This window comes from Bradyrhizobium sp. WSM1743 (assembly GCF_000473065.1).
Taxonomy (GTDB): domain Bacteria; phylum Pseudomonadota; class Alphaproteobacteria; order Rhizobiales; family Xanthobacteraceae; genus Bradyrhizobium.
The window spans coordinates 103,401-125,737 of sequence record NZ_AXAZ01000011.1; the positions used below are offsets into that span (position 1 = coordinate 103,401).

Below are 22,337 nucleotides of genomic sequence, written 5' to 3' on the forward strand. Positions count from 1 at the left end.
ACCTCGAGATTCCGGATCGCCGCTTCGCGCCGTCCGGAATGACGATTCTGGAACACCATCATCACCGCAGCTTCAGCGTCGACAGGCCGGCGAGCGCCAGCATCACCGAGATGATCCAGAAGCGGATCACGATCTGCGGCTCGGTCCAGCCGAGCTGCTCGAAATGGTGATGGATCGGTGCCATGCGGAAGATGCGCTTGCCCGTGAGCTTGAACGACACCACCTGCACGATGACGGAGACCGCCTCCAGCACGAACAGGCCGCCGATCACCGCGAGCACGATCTCGTGCTTCACCGCGACCGCGATGGCACCGAGCATGCCGCCGAGCGCGAGCGAGCCGGTGTCGCCCATGAAGATCGAGGCCGGCGGCGCATTGAACCAGAGGAAGCCGAGGCCGGCACCCAGCAGCGCGCCGCAGAGCACCGCGAGCTCGCCGGTCCCTGCGACATATTTGATCTGGAGATATTCGGCGAACACGGCGTTGCCGGCGAGATAGGCGATCATCGCAAAGCTCGCGGTCGCGATCATCACGGGCACGATGGCGAGGCCGTCGAGACCGTCGGTGAGGTTCACGGCGTTGCCGGCGCCGACGATGACGAAGGCGCCGAAGACGACGAAGAACCAGCCGAAATGCAGCACTGTGTCCTTGAGGAAGGGAATCGTCAGCGCGGTCGACGCGGGATCGCGGTTCAGCCGTACCAGCGCGTAGCAGGCCACCAGCGCGATCACCGCCTCGATCAGCAGGCGAAGCTTGCTGCCGAACCCGGTCGTGGTCTGCTTGGTCACCTTGAGGTAATCGTCGTAGAAGCCGACGAAGCCGAAGCCGAGCGTCACCGCCAGCACGATCCAGACGTAGGGGTTGAGCGGATTGGCCCACAGCACCGTGCCGACCGTGAGCCCGGACAGGATCATCAGCCCGCCCATGGTGGGCGTGCCCTTCTTGGCGAGATGTGATTGCGGACCGTCGGTGCGGATCGGCTGGCCCTTGCCCTGACGGATGCGCAAGTGGTCGATGATCCAGGGCCCGAACAGGAACACGAACAGTGCGCCGGTGACGACGGCGCCGCCGGTGCGGAAGGTGATGTAGCGGAAGACGTTCAGGAAGGTGCGAATCGCACCGAAGCCCGGAAATGTGTTGGAGAGCTCGATCAGCCAGTAAAACATTCAGACGGTCCTATGGCGCCTTTGCACACGTGCCCTTGGCCTTGTTCCTGGCCTTTATCTTGGCCTCAACGTGCCTCACGCGCATTCGCTGGTCTTCATCATCGGGTCGGACGCGACCTCAGGGGAGACGGACGGCCTCGTGCCGCAAAAGTGGGATTCGGGAACAGCGCCTTCCAAGCAGTTTACGCCTTTGCCTGCAAGGCGGCCACCAGGCCCGGCACAAACTTGTTGACCCAGAACATCTTCTTGCTGCCCTTGACAACCACGACGTCGCCTGCCTTCAGCAGGCTCGCAACCTCGCTCGGCTTCAGCGTAGCGGGATCGTCGTGCCAGCCGAGGCCCTTTCCGGCCGGGAGCACATCGTAGAGGTGGCGCATCAGAGCGCCGACACAGTAGACCCCGTCGATCCCGTCCAGATGCTTGACGAGCGCGGTGTGGTAGTCTGGTGCATCATCGCCGAGCTCCAGCATGTCGCCGAGCACCGCAATGCGGCGGCCGCCGGTCATGTTGCGCGCCTGCAGGCTCTGCAGCGCGGCAGCAACGCTGGCCGGATTGCCGTTGAAACTGTCGTCGATCACGGTGACACCGCCGATCGACTGCTCGACGCCGCGGCCGCTCATGATGCCAACCCGATCGAGCTTGATCGCGAGCGTCGCCGGATCGAGATTGGCCGCACGGATCGCGGCCAGCGCGGCCAGCGCATTTTGCACGCGATGCGGCGCACCCGGCGTCAGGCTGAAGGCGAGCTCCTTCTTGCCGATCATGGCCACGATCTGCCAGCTCTCGCCATGCGGCGCGTGCGCGACCTCATGCACCTCGGCATGCTCGCCGAAGCGCACGACCTTGCCTTTCCATTCCGAGGCCTTGAGTCCAGCGGGCAGCACCAGCACCCCGTCCTCGGGCAAGCCGAGCGCAATCGACACCTTCTCGCGCCTGATGGCCTCGAGCGAGCCGAGCTTCTCCAGATGCACGGGCTGGACGTTGACGACGAGCGCCACCGTCGGCCGCGTCAACTCGCTGAGCCGCGCGATCTCGCCTCGCTGGTTCATGCCCATCTCGACGACCCAGAGGCTGGCGTCGGGCCGCGCATTGCACAGCGTCAGCGGCACGCCCCAGAAATTGTTGAAGCTCGAGGGGCTCGCATAGGCGTTCGGATAGGCTGCCAAAAATTCCTTGGTGCTGGTCTTGCCCGCGCTGCCGGTGAGCCCGATCACCGGACCGTTGAAGCGCGCGCGTGCGGCGCGTGCGAGACCCCAGAGGCCGTCGATCAGCGTATCCTTGACGACGATCTGCGGAATGCGCACGCCCGCGATCTCGTGCGGCACGATCATCGCGACCGCGCCTGCGGCTTCCGCCTTGTCCGCGAAGTCCCAGCCGTCGCGCGCGCTGGCGAAAGCGGAGACGAAGCCGCCGCTCGGCGTGCCGCTGAGCGCGACGAACAGGCTGCCCGGCTTCACCAGGCGGCTGTCCTGGGTGACGAAGTCGATTGCCGTGTCCGGGAATGATCCGGCAACACCAAGCGCACGCGCGACCTCGGCAACCGTCCATATTGGCGCGCTCATGCAACCCTCGACGCTAATGCGGCCGCAACCGCCTCGTGATCACTGAAGGGCAGCACCTCGCCGCCGACGATCTGTCCGGTCTCATGCCCCTTGCCGGCGATGAGCAGCGCATCGCCGTCTTCCAGCTCATCGATCGCCGCGCGGATCGCAGCGGCGCGGTCGCCGATCTCGCGAGCGCCTTTGGCGGTGGCGAGGATCGCGGCGCGGATCGCTTCCGGCCTCTCGCTGCGCGGATTGTCGTCGGTGATGATGACTCCGTCGGCGTTCTCGGCCGCGATCTCGCCCATGATCGGACGCTTGCCGGCATCGCGGTCGCCGCCGGCGCCGAACACGACGACCAGCCTGCGCTTGGCATAGGGGCGCAGCGCCTGCAGCGCTTTCGCCAGCGCGTCGGGCTTGTGGGCATAGTCGACGAAGATCGGCGCACCGTTGCGCTCGCCCACACGTTCGAGCCGGCCCTTGGCGCCTTCGAGATGCTCGAGGCTTGCGAACACGCCTTCGGCATCGCTGCCGGTGCCGATGGCAAGGCTGGCCGAGACCAGCGCATTCTCGATCTGGAATTCGCCGACCAGCGGCAATCGGATCGCGTAAGTCTTGCCGCGATGTTCGACGGTGAGCTTCTGCGCAAAACCTTCGACCACGGCCTCGGTGACGCGGATGCCCTCGCCTGCGCCATCGCCGTTGCGGCCGACGGCCATGACGCGCAGGCCGCGCGCCTTCGCTGCGTCGATCGCCTCCGCCGAGCAATCGTGATCGGCCGAGATCACTGCGGCTCCACCCGGCGGCACCAGCTCGCGGAACAGGCGGAGCTTTGCCGCGAGATAATGCGCAACGGTCGGATGGTAATCCATGTGGTCGCGCGAGAGATTGGTGAAGCCGCCGGCAGAGACGCGCACGCCATCGAGGCGGTACTGGTCGAGCCCATGCGAAGACGCCTCGAAGGCGAGATGCGTGACGCCTTCGCGCGCGATCTCATCGAGCTGCCGGTGCAGCGCGATCGGATCCGGCGTCGTCAGCGAGCCGTAGACCGTGCGTTTCGGCGAAACGAGACCGATGGTTCCGATGCTGGCCGAGGCATGCCCGAGCCGCTCCCAGATCTGGCGCGTGAAGGCGGCAACCGAGGTCTTGCCGCTGGTGCCGGTCACCGCGGCGATCGTCGCGGGCTGCGCCGGGAAAAATCTTGCCGCGGCCAATGCCAGCGCGCGGCGCGGATTGGCGACGGCGATGAACGGCACGTTGCAGGTCGCCGGTGCGTGGTCGCCGACGACGGCCACCGCGCCCACGGCAACCGCAGCATCGATGAAGCGGGCGCCGTCAGTCTTGCTGCCCGCGAGCGCGAAGAAGAGATCGCCCGGCTTAACCACGCGGCTGTCGAGCGCAACGCCGCTCACGTCGAGCGCCGCAACGGCGGGCTCGATCGCGGCATCATTGCCCAGAACATCCTGACCTAAGAGGTCGCGCAGCTTCATGGTCTTCCAGTCGACATGCCCTGCCAGAAAGCCGAATCCTTAGGGGATATCCCGACTCAGCACCGGCGATGGCCCACCCGGTTGATTACTGGGTTGTCCTGGATGCTGCAAGAATAAGGCGCTCGGACGGCGGCAGGTCGAACCGGGGCTCGACGCCCAGAAGCGGCGCGATCCGCTCGATCACCTTGCCGCCGGTCGGCACCGCGTTCCAGCCGGAGGTGATGAAACCCTTCGTCTCGGAAATCGCCTGAGGCTCGTCCAGCATGATCAGGATCTGATATTTCGGATCGTCGCAGGGCATGACGGCGGTGAACGAGTTGAGCACGCGCTTCTTGGCATAACGGCCGTTGATCACCTTTTCGGACGTGCCGGTCTTGCCGCCGACGTAGTAGCCCTTGATGTCCGCGGTCTTGGCGGTACCGATTTCGGCATTGAGCCGCATCAGGAACCGCATCTTGTCGCTGGTCTCCGGCTTGATGACGCGCTTGGCCATGGCCATAGCCTCGGATTCGCTGCGCTTCATGAATGTCGGCGGAATCAGATAGCCGCCGTTCACCAGCGCGTTGATGCCCATCACCGCCTGCAGTGGTGCCACCGACATGCCCTGGCCGAACGCGATGGTAACCGTGTTCAGCTCACCCCAGCGGCGCGGGATCAGCGGCGCCGCGCTCTCCGGCAATTCGGTGCGCAGCCGCGTCAACTGGCCCATCTTGGCGAGGAAGGCCTTGTGCGCCTCGACGCCCTGGCCGAGCGCGATCCGGGCCGCGCCGATGTTGGAGGAGTAGGTGAACACTTCCTTGGTGTTGATGAAACGCCCGAGCGGATGGCTGTCGTGGATGGTGAACTTGCCGTAGTGCAGGTTTCCGCGCGCATCCCACGACGAGTTCAAATTGATCTTGCCGGAATCGAGCGCCATCGCCAGCGTGAACGCCTTGAAGGTCGAGCCCATCTCGTAGACGCCGGTGGTCAGGCGGTTGATGCGGTCGGGGTCGTGCGCTTCCTTCGGATTGTTGGGATCGAAGTCCGGCAGCGAGACCATCGCCACGATCTCGCCGGTCTTGACGTTGGAGACGATGCCGGAAGCGGCCTTGGCGTGGAACTTGTCCTTGGCCTTCAAGAGCTCGTCGCGCAGCGCATGCTCGACGCGCAGATCGACCGAGAGCTCGATCGGCTTTTGCAGACGGTCGGTGGCAAAGCCGGCGCGGTGGAGATCGGCGAGCCCTTGATTGTCGAGCCACTTCTCCAGGCCTGCGATGCCCTGGTTGTCGATGTTGACGAGACCGATGAGGTGGGCGACCTCGTTGCCGGTCGGATAGACGCGCTTGTTCTCGCGCAAGAAGCCGATGCCGGGAATGCCGAGCTTGTGAATGGCCTGCTGCTGCGCCGGCGTGACCTCGCGCTTGAGCCAGGCGAAGCCCTTGCGCGACTTCAGGCGCTCGCGCACCTCGGCCTCGTCGAGGTCGGGAATGGTCGCGGTCAAGAGCTCGATCGCCTCGTCCTTGTCGATGATGCGGCGCGGCTCGCCGAACAGGCTCGCCGCCTTGACGTCGGTCGCAAGGATCGCGCCGTTGCGATCGACGATATCGGGCCGCGCGGTCGCAACCACCTCCTGCGCCGCAGCGCGGCGCGCGCTGTGGGCGTCGGCCCCGATCGCAAACATCACGAGCCGGCCGCCGATCAGGGCGTAGACCGAAGCGAAGGCGAGCATGGCAAGGCCGACGCGCGCGCGCGCCTTTGCGGCGCGATCGACATTGCGCCCGTAGAGCAGGCTTCGGATCAGCCGCTGCCGCCAGGGTTCGGTTGGTGTGGGCTTGGCCGGAGTCGGGGCGCTCATTGCTTGTCCTCGGGCTGAGGTACCGAACCCGTCACCGTGTCAGGGTCGCTCGCGGCTTCGATGGTCTTGAGCATGGCCCCGATCGGATCGGGCTCGCCCGGCCTGAACATCCGCGGCGGACGCTCCGGCAGGTTCTTCAGCGAATCATATTGCGTGCCGTTGACCGGCTTCAGCGACAGATGCCGGTCGGACAGGCCTTGCAGGCGCAAGGGCGCATCGAGCTTGGCCCATTCGGCGCGCAGCGAGGCGATCGCATCGCGCTGTTCGCGGATCTCCGCATGCAGCCGCAGCACTTTCTCGGTGCGCGCCGTGGAGTCCATCTTGATCCGGTAGACATAGGCCGCTGCGAAGATCAGCGCACCGATGACGAGAAGGTGGATGATGCGCATGCGCTAGCCGCCCCTCATCACGTCGGAGAGCTTTGGCCAGGGCGATGCCTCATCGGTCTCATGCGCCGCCGCCGAGGTGCGCTCGGCGGCGCGCAGCTTTGCCGAGCGCGCGCGCGGATTATGCGCAACTTCGTCCTCACCGGCGACGACCGGCCGCCGCGTCAGCAGCTGGAAGCTCGGCGCGACCTGGGCGACTTCCGGCAGATGCCGCGAACCGCCGCCCGTCTTGGACCGCTCGGAGAGGAAATTCTTGACGATGCGGTCTTCCAGCGAATGGAACGAGACGACGACGAGGCGGCCGCCGGGCTTGAGCACGCGCTCGGCCGCAGCGAGCGCCGTCTGGAGTTCCTCGAGCTCTTCGTTGACGAAGATGCGCAGCGCCTGGAACGTCCGCGTCGCCGGGTGAATGTCCCCGGGCTTTGATCGCACCACCCTGCCGACGAGATCGGCGAGCGCGCGCGTGGTGGTGAACGAGGTTTCCTGCCGGTCCGCCACGATGGCGCGGGCGATGCGGCGCGAATGCCGCTCCTCGCCGAAGAGATAGATGATGTCGGCAAGATCGCTTTCCGAGGCGCGCGCGACGACGTCCGCCGCAGTCGGGCCTGTCTGCCCCATCCGCATGTCGAGCGGACCGTCGAGGCGGAAGGAGAAGCCGCGGCCGGCCTGGTCGAGCTGCATCGAGGACACGCCGACATCCATCACGACGCCGTCAACGCCATCGACGCCTTGCGCCGCGCAGACCTCGGCAAGGTTGGAGAAGCGGTCCTCGACCAGCGTCAGCCGACCCGCGGAGCGTTCGACCAGCTCGGCGCCGCCGGCAATCGCGGTGCGGTCGCGATCAATGGCGATGAGCCGGGTTCCCGGCACCTCCAGGATCGCGCGGCTATAGCCGCCGGCACCAAAAGTGGCATCGACGTAAACGCCGCCCTCGCGCGGGGCGAGATGCGCGATGGCCTCACGGCCGAGAACGGGGATATGCGGAGCCGAGCTCATGCGCGACGCCTGCCGACCGCCCAGCCTGACATCCAAGCGAGATCGGGGTCGAACAAGCCCATAACGCCTCGAATCATTGCGCGTCGCGGCGGTTCCACGACAATGCCCCTGTCCAGCATGGTTACCGAGTCCAGTCGTCCCGGGCCACAAACCCAGTGTTCCCAGTGGAATTTGTCGGGCAGCCATGGGATTTCGAGCCAAAATACGCTTTGGCCGCCTCCGGACGCGGGTCGGCTCTTCATCCCTCAGTAACGGCCCTTAGCGTTAAGAAAGCGTTGCTCGGCTCGTGACAAGTGGAAAAGGTGACGAGGGGGTGATGCTTCATCCACACACATCGCCAAAATGCATCCGTTAACCGCGCGGCGCGATTGCGCGCGATGGAGCGTAAAGGAATAGTAAAGAGAAGGGCTTGCTCCACTCTCCGTCCGCTTGAGTTGTTTATGCCGTCCGGTTCGTCCACGCCGTCTGGATCTGATTCGAAGCGTCACCGTGTTCTCCCGGTTCCCAAGACCGTGGCGAGCCTGCGGACGTTCGAGCCCGATTCCTCGATCGTGTCGGACATCATTCCCTCGCCCAATTATGGCGAGCGCAGCAAGGGACGGCAGCCGGACATGATCGTGCTGCACTACACCGGCATGCCCGATGTCGAGGGCGCGCTGGCGCGCCTCTGCACGGCCGGCACCGAAGTCTCGGCGCATTATGTCGTGCTGGACGACGGCCGCATCGTGCAATGCGTGCCCGAGGCCAAGCGCGCCTGGCACGCGGGCGTCTCCTCCTGGGCCGGCGAGGACGACATCAACTCCTGCTCGATCGGCATTGAGATCGTCAATCGCGGCCATGACTGGGGCTATCCCGAGTTTCCACTGCGCCAGATCGCCGCCGTGATCGCGCTGTGCCGCGGCATCATGCTCCGCCGCAAGGTGCCGGCGCACCGGGTCCTCGGCCATTCCGACGTCGCGCCCGCCCGCAAGAAGGACCCCGGCGAAAAGTTTCCGTGGCATTCGCTGGCCAATTCCGGCGTCGGCCACTGGGTGACGCCCGCACCGATCGTTCGAGGCGAGACCCTGATGCTCGGCACCATCAGCGACGCGGTGCTGAGCATGCAGCAGGCGCTCGCAAGGTACGGTTATGGCGTGCCCCTGAACGGCAAATACGACGCTGCGACGATGGAGGTCGTCACCGCCTTCCAGCGCCATTTCCGTCCGGCACGGCTCGATGGTGTCGCGGATCATTCGACGCTGTCGACATTGCAGGCACTGCTGGCAAGCTTGCCCGCGGAAGGAACGACGGTGGCGTCGAAGTGACGGCGTAGCCGTAGGCGCGTCATTGCTCACTTCCGTGCCCCGGCTCTGCAGCGCACGAGAGCCCTTACCCCATCTCCCTCACCCTCCGCGCATAGAGCCTCCGCAGCGGCTCCAGCTGCGTCGCCTCTGTCGCGGCACGATACGCCTCGCGCGCCTCCTTCGTCCTGCCGAGCCGCCGCAACAAATCCGCGCGCACCGCGGGCAACAGCTCATAGCCGCGAAGCCCGCCGCGCGCGGTGATCGCATCGACGAGATCGAGCGCTCGTGCCGGCCCATCGACCATCGATATCGCCGCGGCTTGGTTGAGCTCGATCACCGGCGAAGGGCTGATGCGCAAGAGCACTTGGTAGAGCCCGGCAATTTGCGGCCAATCGGTCTCCTCGAAGCTCGGCGCACGCGCATGCAGCGCAGCGATCGCAGCCTGTACCGCATAGGGTCGCGGCCGGGCTGGCACGCGCAGCGCATCGTCGACCAGACGCAGGCCCTCGTCGATCTGCGCGCGATCCCACAGCGAGCGGTCCTGCTCTTCGAGCAGCACGATGTCGCCGGCCGGCGTCTCGCGCCCGGCGCGGCGCGCGTCGTGCAGCAGCATCAAGGCCAGCAGACCCTTGATGCCTGCGCGGTCGGGCATCAAGCGGTCCAGCAAGCGGCCAAGGCGGATGGCCTCGACGGCGAGATCGGGCCGCATCAGGTCCGTGCCCTCGGTCGCGACATAGCCCTCGGTGAAGACCAGATAGATCACGGCGAGCACGCCATCGAGCCGCGGCGCCAGCGCCTCGCGCTCCGGCACCTCGTAGGGGATGCCGGCAAGCCTGATCTTCTGCTTGGCGCGGACGAGCCGCTGTGCCATCGCCTCCTCACTAACGAGAAAGGCGCGCGCGACCTGCGCCGTCGACAGCCCGCAGACGGTGCGCAGTGTCAGCGCGACCTGGACCTCGGGCGCGAACGCGGGATGGCAGCAGGTGAAGATCAGCCGCAGCATGTCGTCGTCGAGCGTTGCCGGCGGTTCGTCGGCGGCTTGTGCGTTGAGCTCGAGCTCATGCACTAGCTCGCGCTGCTTGCCGCGGAAGACGGCCTGGCGGCGGATACGGTCGATCGCCTTGTGCTTGGCGACATTGACCAGCCAAGCGCGTGGACTGTCAGGGACCTCACACGCCGGCCAGCGCTCGAGCGCGACGGCAAAAGCATCCTGGAGCGCGTCCTCGGCGAGATCGAAATCGCCGATGAGGCGGATCAGCGTGGCCAGCGCCCGCCCCGCCTCGTCGCGGAAGATTTTGTCGATCTCGCTCGGGGTCATTGGATGATGCTTTGCACGTCATTCCGGGGCGTGCGCAGCACGAACCCGGAATCTCGAGGTTCTCTGGTGCGCAATTGCGCACCATAGTTCGGCCCTTCGGGCCGCCCCGGAACGACAGTGCTCACTTCTCATACACCCAGATCGGCCGCACCTCGATCGAGCCGATGCGCGCGCTGGGAATCCGCGCCGCGATCTCGATCGCCGCGTTCAGATCCTTCGCCTCGACCAAGTAGTAACCGCCGAGTTGCTCGCGTGTTTCCGCGAACGGACCATCGGTCGTCAGCGTCTTGCCCTCGCGCACACGCACTGTGGTCGCAGTGGTGGTCGGCTGCAAGCGGTCGCCGGCCTTGAAGTTGCCGCTCTGGATGATGGATTGCGTGAAGGCCTGGTATTCGGCCAACATCTTCTGGCTGGTCGCCGCGTCGTTCTTCGCGTACTCGACCTCATTCTGGTAGATCATCAGCAGATATTGCATGGCTTCACTCCTGTTGTTCGGCTCGCTCGCCGACAGCCAGTCGAACGGGGCACGCACCAAACGACATCTTCAGGATAAATTATTTCGGGCGGACCGTGCGTCGCGATATCGGCTTGACGGAACCGTCATAAATGCCCATGCGTAGTCCCGTCAGTCGGCTGGACGGCCGCTCCGGCAGGTGCCGAAAGGCCGCCGGGGAGGAAAGTCCGGGCTCCCTTGACATGCGGTGCCGGATAACGTCCGGCGGGGGCAACCCCAGGGAAAGTGCCACAGAGAACGAACCGCCCGCCGTCGCCCCTAACGGGGCTTTGGCGCGGCAAGCCCGCGGGCCTGCCGTGCCGTAGCAGCGCAAGCTGCGTAGGCAGGTAAGGGTGAAAAGGTGCGGTAAGAGCGCACCGCGGTTCCGGCAACGGAGCCGGCATGGCAAACCCCACCGGGAGCAAAACCGAATAGGGACGGCTTAAGCGGGCTGTTCGCGTAAGCGATAACACCGCGGGGCGATGTCAGGCCCGCCGTCCGGGTAGGTTGCTCGAGGCCATGTGCAAACATGGTTCCAGAGGAATGGCCGTCACGTATCGTTCGCGCAAGCGGACGGTGCCCTACAGAACCCGGCTTACAGGCCGGCTGATATTCTAAAGCGTTTTCGAGCGAATTGGGTTTCCGGTTCGCGTGAAGAAAACGCGTCTTGCTAAGGAAGCAACGAGGGGTTCGATGCTAGCGCATCGGACCCCTCACCATTTTTGCCGAGCCGCAACCATTCAAATGGTGTCATTCCGGGGCTCGCGAAGCGAGAACCTGGAATCTATCGGGCGGCAGAGACTGAGGAGAAATGGATTCCGGGTTCGTGCTGCGCACGCCCCGGAATGACGAGCGTGGGTGTGGCCGTCGGCGTTTCCATCGTTCTTGTTTGACGCGATGGAGTGTAGCGGCCGGATGCGCGATGTAAGCGCCGCGCTCGGTTCAGGCCGCGCGCGTGTCCGGCTTCACCAGTACCGCCGCAAGCTCGCCGGCCTCGCGCCGCAGCTTGCTCGCCTCGAAGCCGTGCATGCCGAGCTGCCATTGCAGCCCGACGATGGCGCCCTTGGTTGGTTGCAACAGCGCGAGCGCGGCGAACAGCGTCACCGGCAGCCACAGCGCGAGCTGCAGCCACACCGGCGGTGCGTAGGCGGTCTCGATCGCGAGGATCGCCGGCACCACGAGATGGCCGACCACGACCATCACGAGGTAGGCGGGAAAGTCGTCGGCGCGCTGGTGAAACAGCTCCTCGCCGCAATGATCGCAAGCGTCAGAGACTTTCAGGAAGCGGCCGAACATGTGCCCTTCCCCGCAATTGGGACATTTGCCGCTGAAGCCGCGCCACATCGCCTTTGCCAAAGAGACCATCGCCATGACCACACCTCTTCCATTCCAATGATCCATACAATAATATCTTGCATCCATACATTCAAAGGATATGGGCCTAAATTGCATGGACTGGACGCCTACAATCTCGGAGCTCTCCGGCCCCCGCTATCAGCGCATCGTCGAGGCCATGGAGGCCAATATTGCCGCAGGGAGGTTGGTGCGCGGTCAGCAGTTGCCGACGCAGCGGGCGCTCGCAAAAGCGCTCGGCATCGACCTCACCACAGTGACGCGCGCCTACACCGAAGCACAGCGCCGCGGTATCATGGAAGCCCGGGTCGGACAGGGCTCGTTCGTGTCGGAGACCAGCGCGCGCCGCGCCGTCGACCTGCCGCATCCGGTTGCGATCGACCTCTCGATGAACGTGCCGCCGCATCCGCTGGAAGCGCAGCTCGATGAGCGCATCATCGCCGGAATGGAAGCCATTCGCGCCCAATCGGGCCTGACGGCGTATCTCAACTATCAGCCGCCCGGCGGCAGCGCGCACGAGCGCGAGGTCGCGGCGCGCTGGATGCGCGCACCCTGGCCAAGCCGGCCGCCCATCATCTCTGGCTACGGTTGCCCGAGAGTCGCCCCGATGTCCCAGCGCATCTGCTGCGGAATGGACTCGCGATCGTGGCAGGCGATGCCTTCACCGTGGATGGAACATCGCCACATGCGGCACGCGTCTCGCTGGGCGCGGCGCGCAACAGATCGGAATTGACGGAAGCGCTGCGTATCCTGATGGGCGCGCTGCAGAAGCCCGCCGACACCAGGCAGATCGTCTAAAGCATGATGAGATTAGGTTTGATGCAGCAATGAAGGAGGTGCGCTCCCTCGCCCGCTTGCGGGAGAGGATTGAGGAGAGGGTATCTCCGCAATGGGACAGTCCCCAAGAGGAGAAAGCCCTCACCCGGCGCTTCGCATAGCCGAGGCTTTGCCTCGGCGTCTCTTGAAATGACGGCCGCCGAAGGCGGCCTATGCCTCTCCCGCAAGCGGGAGAGGTGAACGAGCCGCCGCGGGAATCGATTCAACCGAAAGCCATTCCGCTTTAGACTCTCTATTGATGATGACGACGGTGGCGTGGGCGAACGACTGGCGCAACGGCTGTCGGATAAGCCGCATAGGCCTCACTGGGCGCCACTGTCTCGCCACGGGCCGCGCGCCCTGCGGGAGTGAGCTGGCCGCCGTTCAGCACATCGCGGTCGGGATGCGCGGCCTGATAGGCTGCAGGCTCGGAAAACTGCGCTTGCGCCAATGTCGGGGTCAGGGCGGCGGCCGATAACAGCGCGGCCGCAACGGCAATGTTCATGCGGGTCATGATCATGCTCCATCATCTCATCAGGGACGGTGCGGCGTGACGCCCGGCAGGCCCCAAGGTCAAAGTACGAGCGTCATGTAGGCGCGTCTTCCGCGAATGCCCGCCCTCCGGGATCACGCTTGCGTGCGGTTTTGAAATTGACCTCGACGGCCGCGGCTGTGCTATGCGGGCAGTGGCGATCAACAGTTCGGGATCGCACATTGCAAGGACAGTCTGTTGGAAACGACCACCTACGCGCTGCTGCTGCTCGGTGCATTGGCCGGGGGCTTTGTCTCGGGCCTTGCCGGATTCGGCACCGCGCTGATGGCGCTCGGGATCTGGCTCTATGTCCTGCCGCCCTCGCTCGCGGTGCCGCTGGTGCTGATCTGTTCGGTGATCGCGCAGACCTCGACACTGCCGTCGATGTGGAAGAGTTTTGATCTCTCGCTGGTCTGGCCGTTCCTGATCGGAGGACTCATCGGCGTGCCGCTCGGGACCATGATGGTCGCATCGGCCGATCCAAACGTGTTCAAGCTGAGTGTCGGTGTGCTGATCCTGATCTTTTCGAGCGCACTGTACCTCAACAAGAGGCCGCTCGCCGTCAAGTTCGGCGGCCGGATCGCCGACGGCGCGATCGGCTTTGCCGGCGGCATTCTCGGCGGCCTCGCCGGACTGTCCGGGCCGCTGCCGATCCTGTGGGCGAACATCCGCGGCTGGAACAAGCACGAGCGGCGCGGCATCTTCCAGCTCTTCAATTTCACGGTGCTCGCCACCGCGCTGGTGCTGCAGACGGCATCGGGCCTCGTCGGGTTCAAGGTGGTCTGGCTCGCAGCTGTCGCCTTTCCCGGCACACTGATCGGTGCCTGGGCCGGGGCGCGCGTCTATCACGCGCTGAACGACAAGCACTTTGGCGATGTCGTGCTCGGCCTCTTGTTCCTGTCGGGCCTCACACTCGTCTGGAACAGCATTGGCGCGCATTAGCCCACGGCGCCGCCGATTGGCGGGAGCCGTGGGAAGGAAGTCACTGTCGCTACGCCGGCGCACGCGCGGGAGGCGTGACCGGCTCGGAGGCAACCTGCTCCGCGACCTTTTCCTTCGATGGCAACGCGAAGCGTTTCCTGAACTCGCGGCGCAGCAGCCACAGGCTCAAGCCCGCCTGCAACGTGGTCGCCGCGACCGAGAGGTACCAGACGTACTCCATGCGAAAGTCCGGCCGCGTCGAGAGCCAGATCGCCGGCAGGGAGTAGGTGAACACGCGCGTCGCCGAGCTCAGCAGCACCGGCTTGGTGTTGCCCAGGGCCTGGAACATGCTCGAGCAGGTGAAGATCAGCCCCTGCGCCACCATGTTGAGCGAGATGATCCGCAGGAACAGATAGGCGATCTCCATGGTCTCGCGGTCGTTCGAGAATCCGGCAAGCAGCAGCTCGGGCTTCACCTGCGCAAGGATCATGAAGCCGGCCATCACGATCGTGACGATCAAAGCGGCTTTGACGAAAGTTTCCCGCACGCGCCCAGCGTTGGCAGCGCCGACGTTCTGGCCGGCGATCGGCCCAGCCGCCAGCCCGACCGCAAGCGCAGGCATGTTGATCAGGCCGAGCACGCGCTGCCCGATGCCGAAGCCTGCCTGCGCCGCCGCACCGAAATCGCGCAGCACGTAATAGACCACTGCCATGAAGATGAACATCATTGCGAACTCGCCGCCGGCCGGCAGGCCGACATTGAGGATCCGCTTCAGATGGCGCGGCTGTGGACGCCACTGCGCCGGATTGAAGGCGACGTAGCGCTCGACCTTTCGGAAATAGACAAGCAGCATCAGGGCGCCGATCGCAACCGCGATCGAACTCGCCAGCCCGGCGCCGGCCACCCCGAGCGCATGGCCAGTGCCCCAGCCCGTGATCAGGACCGGCGCCAGCGCGATATTGATGGCCACGGCAAGCGCCTGCACCAGCATGGAGGGACGTACGATACCAGTGGCGCGCAGCGCAGATCCCATCACCTGGGTCGCGAACTGCAGCGCGAGCGCCGGCATGAACCACAGCAGATAAGTGGTCCCAGCCTCGATCGTGGCTTGATCCGCGGCGATCGAACGCATGTAGGCGCGCGACAGCGCGGCACCTGCGACCAGGGTCAACAGGCCAAACAGCGCCGACAGCGCGATCGCCTGGTTGAAGATCAGGTTGGCATCCGGCCGGTCCTTGCGTCCGACGGCATGCGCGATCAGCGCCACCGTTCCGACGCCGAGCACCTGCATCAGCCCGTTGACGAGAAAGCCGGCATTGCCGGCCGCGGCGACCCCCGCGACGGCGGCATCGCCCAGGCCCGACACGAAGTACAGATCGACCAGCTGGCAGACCATGATCGAGATCATGCCCGCCATGATGGGAGGAGCCATGGCCAGGATGTGGCTCACGATGGAGCCGTTCGTCAGATCCTTCATCTCATTCCATCCTCGGGCAGCGTGACAACGGGACGTTCGCCCCGCTGCCGCGTGCCTCACTCCGCTGCTGCGATATGGCCGAGCTCCACCACCTGGCGCTCGAACAGGCCGCGATAGATGCCGTCTGGCTTGCGCGCGAGCAGAGCATGCGTGCCTTGCTCGACGATCTCGCCGCGGTCGAACACCAGGATGCGATCGAGGCTCTTCACCGTCGACAGCCGATGTGCGATCACGATCGACGTGCGGCCCTTCATCAGCCGCTCCATCGCCTCCTGGATCAGCGCCTCCGATTCCGAATCGAGGCTCGAGGTCGCCTCGTCCAGGATCAGCACCGGCGCATCAGCCAGGAACGCACGCCCCAGCGCCACGCGCTGCCGCTCGCCGCCCGAGAGCTTGACCCCGCGCTCGCCGACCAGCGTGCCGTAGCCCTTCGGCAGGCGCAGGATGAAATCGTGCGCATTGGCGAGCCGCGCCGCCTGCTCGATCGCATCAAGGCTGGCGCCGGGCCGGCCATAGGCGATGTTCTCGGCAAGCGAGCGGTGAAACAGGATCGGCTCCTGCTGCACGATCGCGATCTGGCTGCGCAGCGATTGCTGCGTGGCGAGCGCGATGTCCTGCCCGTCGATCAGCACGCGGCCGCCGGTGACGTCGTAGAGCCGCTGCACCAGCTTGACGAAGGTGGTCTTGCCGGAGCCGGAGCGGCCGACGAGGCCGACCCGCTCGCCGGCACGGATCTTGACCGACAAGCCGTCATACAGCGGCGCGCGATGGCCGCCATAATGGAAGGTGACGTCGTCGAACACGATCTCGCCGCCTTCGATCGCGATCGGCCGCGCATTGGCCGCATCGGCAATGCCGATCGGCTCGTCATGGATCGCCACCAGCTCCTCCATATCGTTGACCGAGCGCTGGAGGTTGTTGATGTGCATGCCGACGTCACGCAGATAGGCATGGATGACGTAGTAGCTCGTCAGCACATAGGTGACGTCGCCGGGCGAGGCGTGCCCGTACATCCACAGCAGCACCGAGCCGCCGATCACGGAGCCCCGCAGGCACAGCAGCAGCGACAGCTGCGCCATGGCGGTGTAGTTGTAGCGAAACCAGGTCCGCCGCACGCGCACCCGCCAACGGCTGATGACGCGGGCAAGCCGCGCGTCTTCGCGCAGCTCCGCGCCGAAGGATTTCACCACCGCATTGCAGGTCAGCGCGTCCGCCAGCGTGCCGCCGACCTTGGTATCCCAGGCATTGGAGACGCGCGCGGCCGGCGCGATGTAGCGGGTCGAGAACAGCACCGTCATCGTGACATAGGCCAGCGCGCCGAGCGCGATCACTACGCCGAGCGAGGCCCAGTGCACGCCGAGCAGGATCATCGAGCCGATCAGAACGACAAACGAGGGCAAAAGCGCCAAAAGCAGCGTGTCGTTGAGCAGGTCGAGCGCCCACATGCCGCGGGTGATCTTGCGCACCGTGGAGCCGGCAAAAGAGTTCGCATGCCAATCGGTCGAGAAACGCTGCACGCGCGTGAACGCGTCCTGCGCGACGTCCGACATGATCTTCAGTGTGAACGGCACGATCGCCTGCAGCCCTGCGAGCCGCAGCACCATCGAGGCCGCGCCCAGCGCCACGATGGCGCCGAACGCGACCAGCGCCGCGTGGCGCGCATCGGGATCTGACGGCCCGCGGGTCAGCGCATCGATCAGATGTCCGGAGAAGACCGGCATGAACAGGTCGGCGACCGTTGCGCCCAACAGGCCGCCGGCCACCATGAGCCCGCGTCCCGGCTGCTTCAGCCAGTGCTTGAACACGAAGGGCAGAACCACGCGAATCGCGGCGGGCTTTTTTGACAAAGCGGTCATGGCATCATCCGGCCGCTTCGCGCGGGCCGGCTCCATCGATCGACGCAAGCCGGCCGCGAGGGGCCGAATCGGCGTCACGTAAAACTGAATTTGACTTGGGAAGCGAAGCGATCGGGACGCCTGGCCAAAACCTAGGCCCAATCGAAGCTGGCGGAAGAGGCCTCTAACAGGCCGAGTACGTGCCGAGCCAGAGCATCATCGAGCGCGGGCGTACGATCTGCGAATGCGACGAAATCATGCAAATCCCTCCCGGTTCGATTGAATGAGGTGCGCTTTATAGATGTGTCGCCAGCCAATTGCAACGGGGCTCGCGCGAGATCACGCACGAGTGTTGCAATTTGGTGCGCGATGCCGCCACCCACTCCGCCGTCATTCCCCGCGAAAGCGGGGAATCCAGTACGCCGCGGCAGGTGTGGTGAGAGCGAGCTCTCCAATATCAGCCTCTGGGATACTGGATCGCCCGGTCAAGCCGGGCGATGACACCGAATGTGTGGCTGGCCTAATGCGCGTCGCCGCCAGCGCCGAACGGCGAAGCCGGCTTGTTCAGCAGCGCGACCAGCAGGCTGAGGCCGAGATAGAACAGCGTCAGCATGAGGAAGGCGTCGCCAAAACTCATCACCACGGCCTGGCGATGCACGAGCTGGGAGAGCTGCTTCATCGCCATCAGCGTGGAATCGCCGAGACCCTGGAACTTCTGCATGAACATGTTCAGGGTTTCGGTCGCGGTCGCATTGCCCCAGGTCACGCGCTCCTGCAGGCGGGTGATGTGCAGGTCGGTGCGGTCGTTGAGCACGGTGTTGATGACGGCAAGGCCGACCGCGCCGCCGAGATTGCGCATCAGGTTGAACAGGCCGCTCGCGTTCTTCACCCGGTCTGGCGCCAGCGTGCCGAGCGCGATGTTGTTGGTCGGCACCATCGCGAACATCATGCCGATCCCGCGCAGGATCTGCGGCACCAGCAGCTCGTAGAAATCATAGTCGCGGGTGATCCAGGTCATCTGGTAGGAGCCGATCGCGAACACGATGAGACCGAACGCGATCATGTAGCGCATGTCGAGCTTGGCCATGAGCCGGCCGACCAGCGGCGCGACCAGGAACATGGTGATGCCGGAGACGAACATGGTCTCTCCGATCATCAGCGCGCTATAGCCGCGCACTTCGGCGAGATAGCGCGGATAGATGTAGGTCAGGCCATAGAGGCCGATGCCAATGCAGAATTGCAGGGTGCATCCGACGGCGAAATTGCGATCGGAGAAGGTGCGCAAATTGACGATCGGCTCGGCCGCCGTGAACACGCGCCAGAAGAAGGCGATCGCCGAGATCGCGCAGATCCAGGCGCAGATCGCCACCGAGGTGTCCTGCATCCATTCATATTGCGGACCTTCCTCCAGCACATATTCCAGCGTGCCGAGGAAGCCGGCCATGAACAACAGGCCCCACCAGTCGAAGCGGTCGAGCAGCTCGAAATGCGGCTCGTCGAAATCGACCAGCGCCAGCACGCCCAGGGTGATGCCGATGCCGGGCACGACGTTGATGAAGAACAGCCAGTTCCACGACATCAGGTCGGTGATGTAGCCGCCGACCGTCGGCCCGATGGTCGGAGCCAGCGTCGCGACGAGACCGATGATGGGGCCGACGATGTGGAATTTCGTGCGCGGGAACACGGTGTAAGCCGAGGCGAACACCGTCGGGATCATGCCGGCGCCGAGAAAGCCCTGCAGCGCGCGCCAGAGGATCATCTCCTCGATCGTCGTGGCGAAGCCGCAGAGCAGGCTCGAGAAGGTGAAGCCGGCCGCGGAGATCGCGAACAACAGACGCGTGCCGAAGGCGCGCGACAGGAATCCAGAGAGCGGGATCGCGATCACCTCGGCAATCAGATAGGCGGTCTGGACCCAGGAGACCTCGCTGGAGCTCGCCGACAGCCCGGCCTGGATTTCGCTTAAAGAGGCCGAGACGATCTGGATGTCCAGGATCGACATGAACATCCCGAACACCATGATGATGAAGGCAAACAGCCGCTTCGGCGCGATGCGCTCCGAAGCGGGATTCGCCATCATGGCAGGCGAAGCGGTGGTGGCGTTGGCCATGGTGTCAGCTCGGATTGGAGCGGGCTCTTCTTACCTCTCCCGCTTGCGGGAGAGGTCGACGCGCTCGAAGAGCGCGGCGGGTGAGGGCTTTCTCCTCTTGGAGAGTCTCCCTAGAGGAAACACCCTCTCCCCAGCCCTCTCCCGCAAGCGGGAGAGGGAGCGCACCTGCGTTGGAAGCTGCGGTGCGGCTCATATCACCACACCCTACTGCGGATGAATCGCGGTGGGATCGTCGAGATCGACCTCGCTGTCGGCGTCGGTGGCGCCCTTGTTGGTGTCGACGGTCGCGTAGACCGACATGCCGGCGCGGAGCAGGTTCTGCCTGGCCACCGATTTGGGCACGCGGATGCGGACCGGCACGCGCTGCACGATCTTGGTGAAATTGCCTGTGGCGTTGTCCGGCGGCAGCAGCGTGAACACCGAGCCCGCGCCCGCCGCGATGCTGTCGACCACGCCGGAGAACTTGCGCATGCCGTAGGCATCGACCTTGATCGTCACCGGCTGGCCGGGGCGGATGCGCTTGAGCTGCGTCTCCTTGAAGTTGGCGTCGATATAGACGTCGTCCAGCGGCACGATATTGCCGAGGCGCTGGCCGACCGCGACGAAGTCGCCGGTGTTGACCAGCCGATTGGAGAACGTGCCGTTCACCGGCGCGCGCACCGCGGTGAAGCCGAGGTCGCGCTCGGCCTTGGCGAGCGTGGTCTTGAGCTCGGCGAGCTGAGCCTGCGCTTCGGCCTGCTGCGCCCTGGCGACATCGACATTGCTCACTGCAACGTCGTAGGCGGCTTGCGCGGCCTTGACCGCGGCGGCGCCTTGATCGCGTCCGGCTTCCGAGCTCTCGAAGGTGGCGCGCGAGGCAAAGCCCTTGCTGCTCAGCGCCTGCTGGCGCTCATAATCGAGGTCGGCGCGCTTGAGGCCGGCTTCCGCGGAGACGAGCTGCGCCTTGGCCTGCGCGACCTGGCTGTCGAGGGCTGCGACCTGGCGGCCGATGCGATCGATGGTGGCCTGCTGGGTCGCGATCTTGGTCGCGGCGGCTTCGACCGCGATTCTGTAGTCGCCGTCGTCGATGCGGAAGACGATGTCGCCGGCACGCACCGGCGTGTTGTCGCCGGCAAGGATCGAGGAGATGTGGCCGGCAACGCGCGCGCCGAGCATGGTGTTGTTGGCGCGGACATAGGCATCGTCCGTGGAGATGTAGAAGCGGCCGACCAAGGTGTAATAGCCGGCATAACCCGCAACAGCGAGTGCGAGGAGGAGGCCGACGCCCATCAGGACGACTTTGCGCTTGCCGGACTTCGGAGAGCCGGCGGCGGGCGCGTCCGGCGCGGGTGCCGGCTTGTCGATCACGGGCTTCTCTGGCGCCTCGCGGGTCGGACGCTTCGTTTCCTCGGCGACATGAGCGCGCAACTGCTCGGCAGGGGGTGCCGATGTCTCGGAGGCAGCATCACCGCCCGCCTTGTCCTCCACCGCTTCCTGGCGAAGGACGCGAGCCGTCTGGTCTCTCGTTACGGCCATAAAGGCCTCCCCAATAAGCGCGATCGAGGGCGGCCGCTGCGCAGCCGGCTTCCTCTCGCTGATCCCAGATATCATTGACCGAACGGTTCGGTCAATATACAATAATGCTCCGGGCCAAGACTGTACTGCCTCGAATCCTTTATCCGGGTTTCACGGCCCTGATCCGGTCAAAAAACCTTCCGAGACACTAAACCAATGGTTGTAGCTGCCAGCGAACATCTGCACGTCATCCAGGAGGAGGACAGCTCCAAGCGCCGCCAGATCCTCGACGGCGCCCGCAAGGTGTTCATGGACCTTGGTTTCGACGGCGCCAGCATGGGCGAGATCGCGCGCGCCGCGCAGGTCTCCAAGGGCACGCTCTACGTCTACTTCGCCGACAAGAGCGCGCTGTTCGAAGCCATCCTCGAACAGGAAGCGCTCCAGCACGGCCAGGTCGTGTTCAATTTCGATCCCGACCGCGATGCCGAAACCACGCTGACGGAATTCGGCCTCGCCTACCTTCACTTGATCTGCCGCCCCGGGGGCGGATCGGCGATCCGCACCGTGATGGCGATCGCCGAGCGCATGCCGGATGTCGGCCGCCGTTACTATGCGCGCGTGCTGGACAAGAGCATCAATCGCCTCTCCGACTATCTCAAGGCCCGTGTCGCCTCGGGCGATCTCGCGATCGACGATTGCGATCTTGCCGCCTCGCAATTCATGGAGCTGTGCAAAGCCTCGCTGTTCCTGCCCTTCGTGTTCCAGGCCGCACCCGCGCCGTCGGAACAGCGCATGACCACGGTGGTCGACAGCGCAACACGGATGTTCCTGGCGGCGTATAAGGCGAAGTAGCTGCGCGTTGCGCCTACGGGGCGGGCAGCACTATATTGCGGCCATGTCTCGTGATCTTCGCCCGCCGGTCGATATCCTCCACTACGAGATCGTCCAGGAGCAGGCCTCGGCGCTTGGACGGATGGGCCGCGCGCTCGAACAGAGCCTCACGCGTTTGCGCGAATTCGACGCTGCCCACGCAGCCACGGGGACGCCGGACTCGATGCAACCGGCGAGGCGCAAGCTGGTAATGGAAGCCGGCCACGCGCTTTGGATGTTCGTGGTCCAACGTGAGGCGACCGGCCTGCGCGACAGCCGCCACATCATGCGCACCTACAACGTCCCGGGTGAGGTGCAGCGCTGCATGGGGCTGGGACCGTCGAAGCCGGCGTAGATCGTAACCCGCATGTAGCGAAGCGGAATGCGGGGACACTTTCCCGGATTGCGCTTCGCTCCATCGAGGCT

General features: G+C 65.2%; 19 protein-coding genes and 1 other RNA gene. 6 read left to right on the forward strand and 14 right to left on the reverse strand.

All coding sequences use genetic code 11. The features are described from left to right. Positions 1-61: 61 nt before the first annotated feature. From mraY to rsmH, 6 genes are all read right to left on the reverse strand, one after another. Positions 62-1,165 (reverse strand): phospho-N-acetylmuramoyl-pentapeptide-transferase, encoded by a 1,104-nt coding sequence (gene mraY, locus YU9_RS0109395; protein ID WP_027572579.1) that lies wholly within the window; start codon positions 1,163-1,165, stop codon positions 62-64. Between the two features lie 182 nt (positions 1,166-1,347). After that, positions 1,348-2,727, reverse strand: coding sequence for a UDP-N-acetylmuramoyl-tripeptide--D-alanyl-D-alanine ligase (murF, locus tag YU9_RS0109400; RefSeq protein ID WP_027572580.1), 1,380 nt, complete (start codon positions 2,725-2,727; stop codon positions 1,348-1,350). Next, the gene (locus YU9_RS0109405; protein WP_027572581.1) at positions 2,724-4,196 is read right to left on the reverse strand and encodes a UDP-N-acetylmuramoyl-L-alanyl-D-glutamate--2,6-diaminopimelate ligase; all 1,473 of its coding nucleotides are present in this window, start codon (positions 4,194-4,196) and stop codon (positions 2,724-2,726) included. The genes murF and YU9_RS0109405 overlap by 4 nt, the downstream gene beginning before the upstream one ends. 85 nt (positions 4,197-4,281) lie before the next feature. After that, positions 4,282-6,030 (reverse strand): penicillin-binding protein 2, encoded by a 1,749-nt coding sequence (locus tag YU9_RS0109410; protein WP_027572582.1) that lies wholly within the window; start codon positions 6,028-6,030, stop codon positions 4,282-4,284. Continuing rightward, positions 6,027-6,419, reverse strand: a complete 393-nt coding sequence (locus tag YU9_RS0109415) for a hypothetical protein (RefSeq protein ID WP_027572583.1) — start codon at positions 6,417-6,419, stop codon at positions 6,027-6,029. The genes YU9_RS0109410 and YU9_RS0109415 overlap by 4 nt, the downstream gene beginning before the upstream one ends. Before the next feature lie 3 nt (positions 6,420-6,422). Further along, positions 6,423-7,412: a 16S rRNA (cytosine(1402)-N(4))-methyltransferase RsmH gene (gene rsmH / locus YU9_RS0109420; RefSeq protein WP_027572584.1), complete on the reverse strand. Its 990-nt coding sequence runs from the start codon at positions 7,410-7,412 to the stop codon at positions 6,423-6,425. 440 nt (positions 7,413-7,852) lie between these two features. Between rsmH and YU9_RS0109425 the strand changes: the two genes are divergently transcribed. Continuing rightward, complete coding sequence (locus YU9_RS0109425) at positions 7,853-8,716, forward strand: N-acetylmuramoyl-L-alanine amidase (protein WP_027572585.1); 864 nt, start codon at positions 7,853-7,855, stop codon at positions 8,714-8,716. 64 nt (positions 8,717-8,780) lie between these two features. Here the strand turns inward: YU9_RS0109425 and YU9_RS0109430 are convergent, their stop codons facing one another. After that, positions 8,781-10,013 (reverse strand): RNA polymerase sigma factor, encoded by a 1,233-nt coding sequence (locus YU9_RS0109430; RefSeq protein ID WP_027572586.1) that lies wholly within the window; start codon positions 10,011-10,013, stop codon positions 8,781-8,783. A 121-nt stretch (positions 10,014-10,134) separates the two neighbouring features. Beyond that, positions 10,135-10,488 (reverse strand): YciI family protein, encoded by a 354-nt coding sequence (locus YU9_RS0109435; RefSeq protein WP_027572587.1) that lies wholly within the window; start codon positions 10,486-10,488, stop codon positions 10,135-10,137. 150 nt (positions 10,489-10,638) lie between these two features. On the opposite strand from YU9_RS0109435, the gene rnpB reads away from it, so the two are divergent. Further along, positions 10,639-11,120, forward strand: an RNA gene (gene rnpB, locus YU9_RS44565) — RNase P RNA component class A. Between the two features lie 328 nt (positions 11,121-11,448). Here the strand turns inward: rnpB and YU9_RS0109440 are convergent. Beyond that, on the reverse strand, positions 11,449-11,907 hold the full coding sequence (locus YU9_RS0109440) for a DUF983 domain-containing protein (protein WP_198028220.1): 459 nt from the start codon (positions 11,905-11,907) through the stop codon (positions 11,449-11,451). Between the two features lie 49 nt (positions 11,908-11,956). Between YU9_RS0109440 and YU9_RS0109445 the strand changes: the two genes are divergently transcribed. Beyond that, positions 11,957-12,592, forward strand: coding sequence for a GntR family transcriptional regulator (locus tag YU9_RS0109445; protein WP_027572589.1), 636 nt, complete (start codon positions 11,957-11,959; stop codon positions 12,590-12,592). A 336-nt stretch (positions 12,593-12,928) separates the two neighbouring features. On the opposite strand, the gene YU9_RS0109455 is transcribed toward YU9_RS0109445, so the two are convergent. After that, on the reverse strand, positions 12,929-13,189 hold the full coding sequence (locus YU9_RS0109455) for a hypothetical protein (RefSeq protein ID WP_027572590.1): 261 nt from the start codon (positions 13,187-13,189) through the stop codon (positions 12,929-12,931). A gap of 216 nt (positions 13,190-13,405) precedes the next feature. Between YU9_RS0109455 and YU9_RS0109460 the strand changes: the two genes are divergently transcribed. Further along, positions 13,406-14,149 (forward strand): sulfite exporter TauE/SafE family protein, encoded by a 744-nt coding sequence (locus tag YU9_RS0109460; protein WP_027572591.1) that lies wholly within the window; start codon positions 13,406-13,408, stop codon positions 14,147-14,149. A 49-nt stretch (positions 14,150-14,198) separates the two neighbouring features. Here the strand turns inward: YU9_RS0109460 and YU9_RS0109465 are convergent, their stop codons facing one another. The 4 genes from YU9_RS0109465 to YU9_RS0109480 form a co-directional block, all read right to left on the reverse strand. Then, on the reverse strand, positions 14,199-15,605 hold the full coding sequence (locus tag YU9_RS0109465) for an MATE family efflux transporter (protein ID WP_027572592.1): 1,407 nt from the start codon (positions 15,603-15,605) through the stop codon (positions 14,199-14,201). Between the two features lie 56 nt (positions 15,606-15,661). After that, the gene (locus YU9_RS0109470) at positions 15,662-17,461 is read right to left on the reverse strand and encodes an ABC transporter ATP-binding protein (RefSeq protein WP_027572593.1); all 1,800 of its coding nucleotides are present in this window, start codon (positions 17,459-17,461) and stop codon (positions 15,662-15,664) included. Between the two features lie 499 nt (positions 17,462-17,960). Beyond that, a complete protein-coding gene (locus YU9_RS0109475; protein ID WP_027572594.1) occupies positions 17,961-19,547 on the reverse strand; it encodes a DHA2 family efflux MFS transporter permease subunit in 1,587 nt (528 codons plus the stop codon). A 204-nt stretch (positions 19,548-19,751) separates the two neighbouring features. Then, positions 19,752-21,062 carry an HlyD family secretion protein gene (locus tag YU9_RS0109480; RefSeq protein ID WP_027572595.1) on the reverse strand — a complete coding sequence of 437 codons (1,311 nt, stop codon included), beginning with the start codon at positions 21,060-21,062 and terminating at the stop codon, positions 19,752-19,754. A 195-nt stretch (positions 21,063-21,257) separates the two neighbouring features. On the opposite strand from YU9_RS0109480, the gene YU9_RS0109485 reads away from it, so the two are divergent. Continuing rightward, positions 21,258-21,893 (forward strand): TetR/AcrR family transcriptional regulator, encoded by a 636-nt coding sequence (locus tag YU9_RS0109485; RefSeq protein WP_027572596.1) that lies wholly within the window; start codon positions 21,258-21,260, stop codon positions 21,891-21,893. A 43-nt stretch (positions 21,894-21,936) separates the two neighbouring features. Beyond that, positions 21,937-22,266: a DUF6665 family protein gene (locus tag YU9_RS0109490; protein WP_027572597.1), complete on the forward strand. Its 330-nt coding sequence runs from the start codon at positions 21,937-21,939 to the stop codon at positions 22,264-22,266. Positions 22,267-22,337 lie beyond the last annotated feature (71 nt).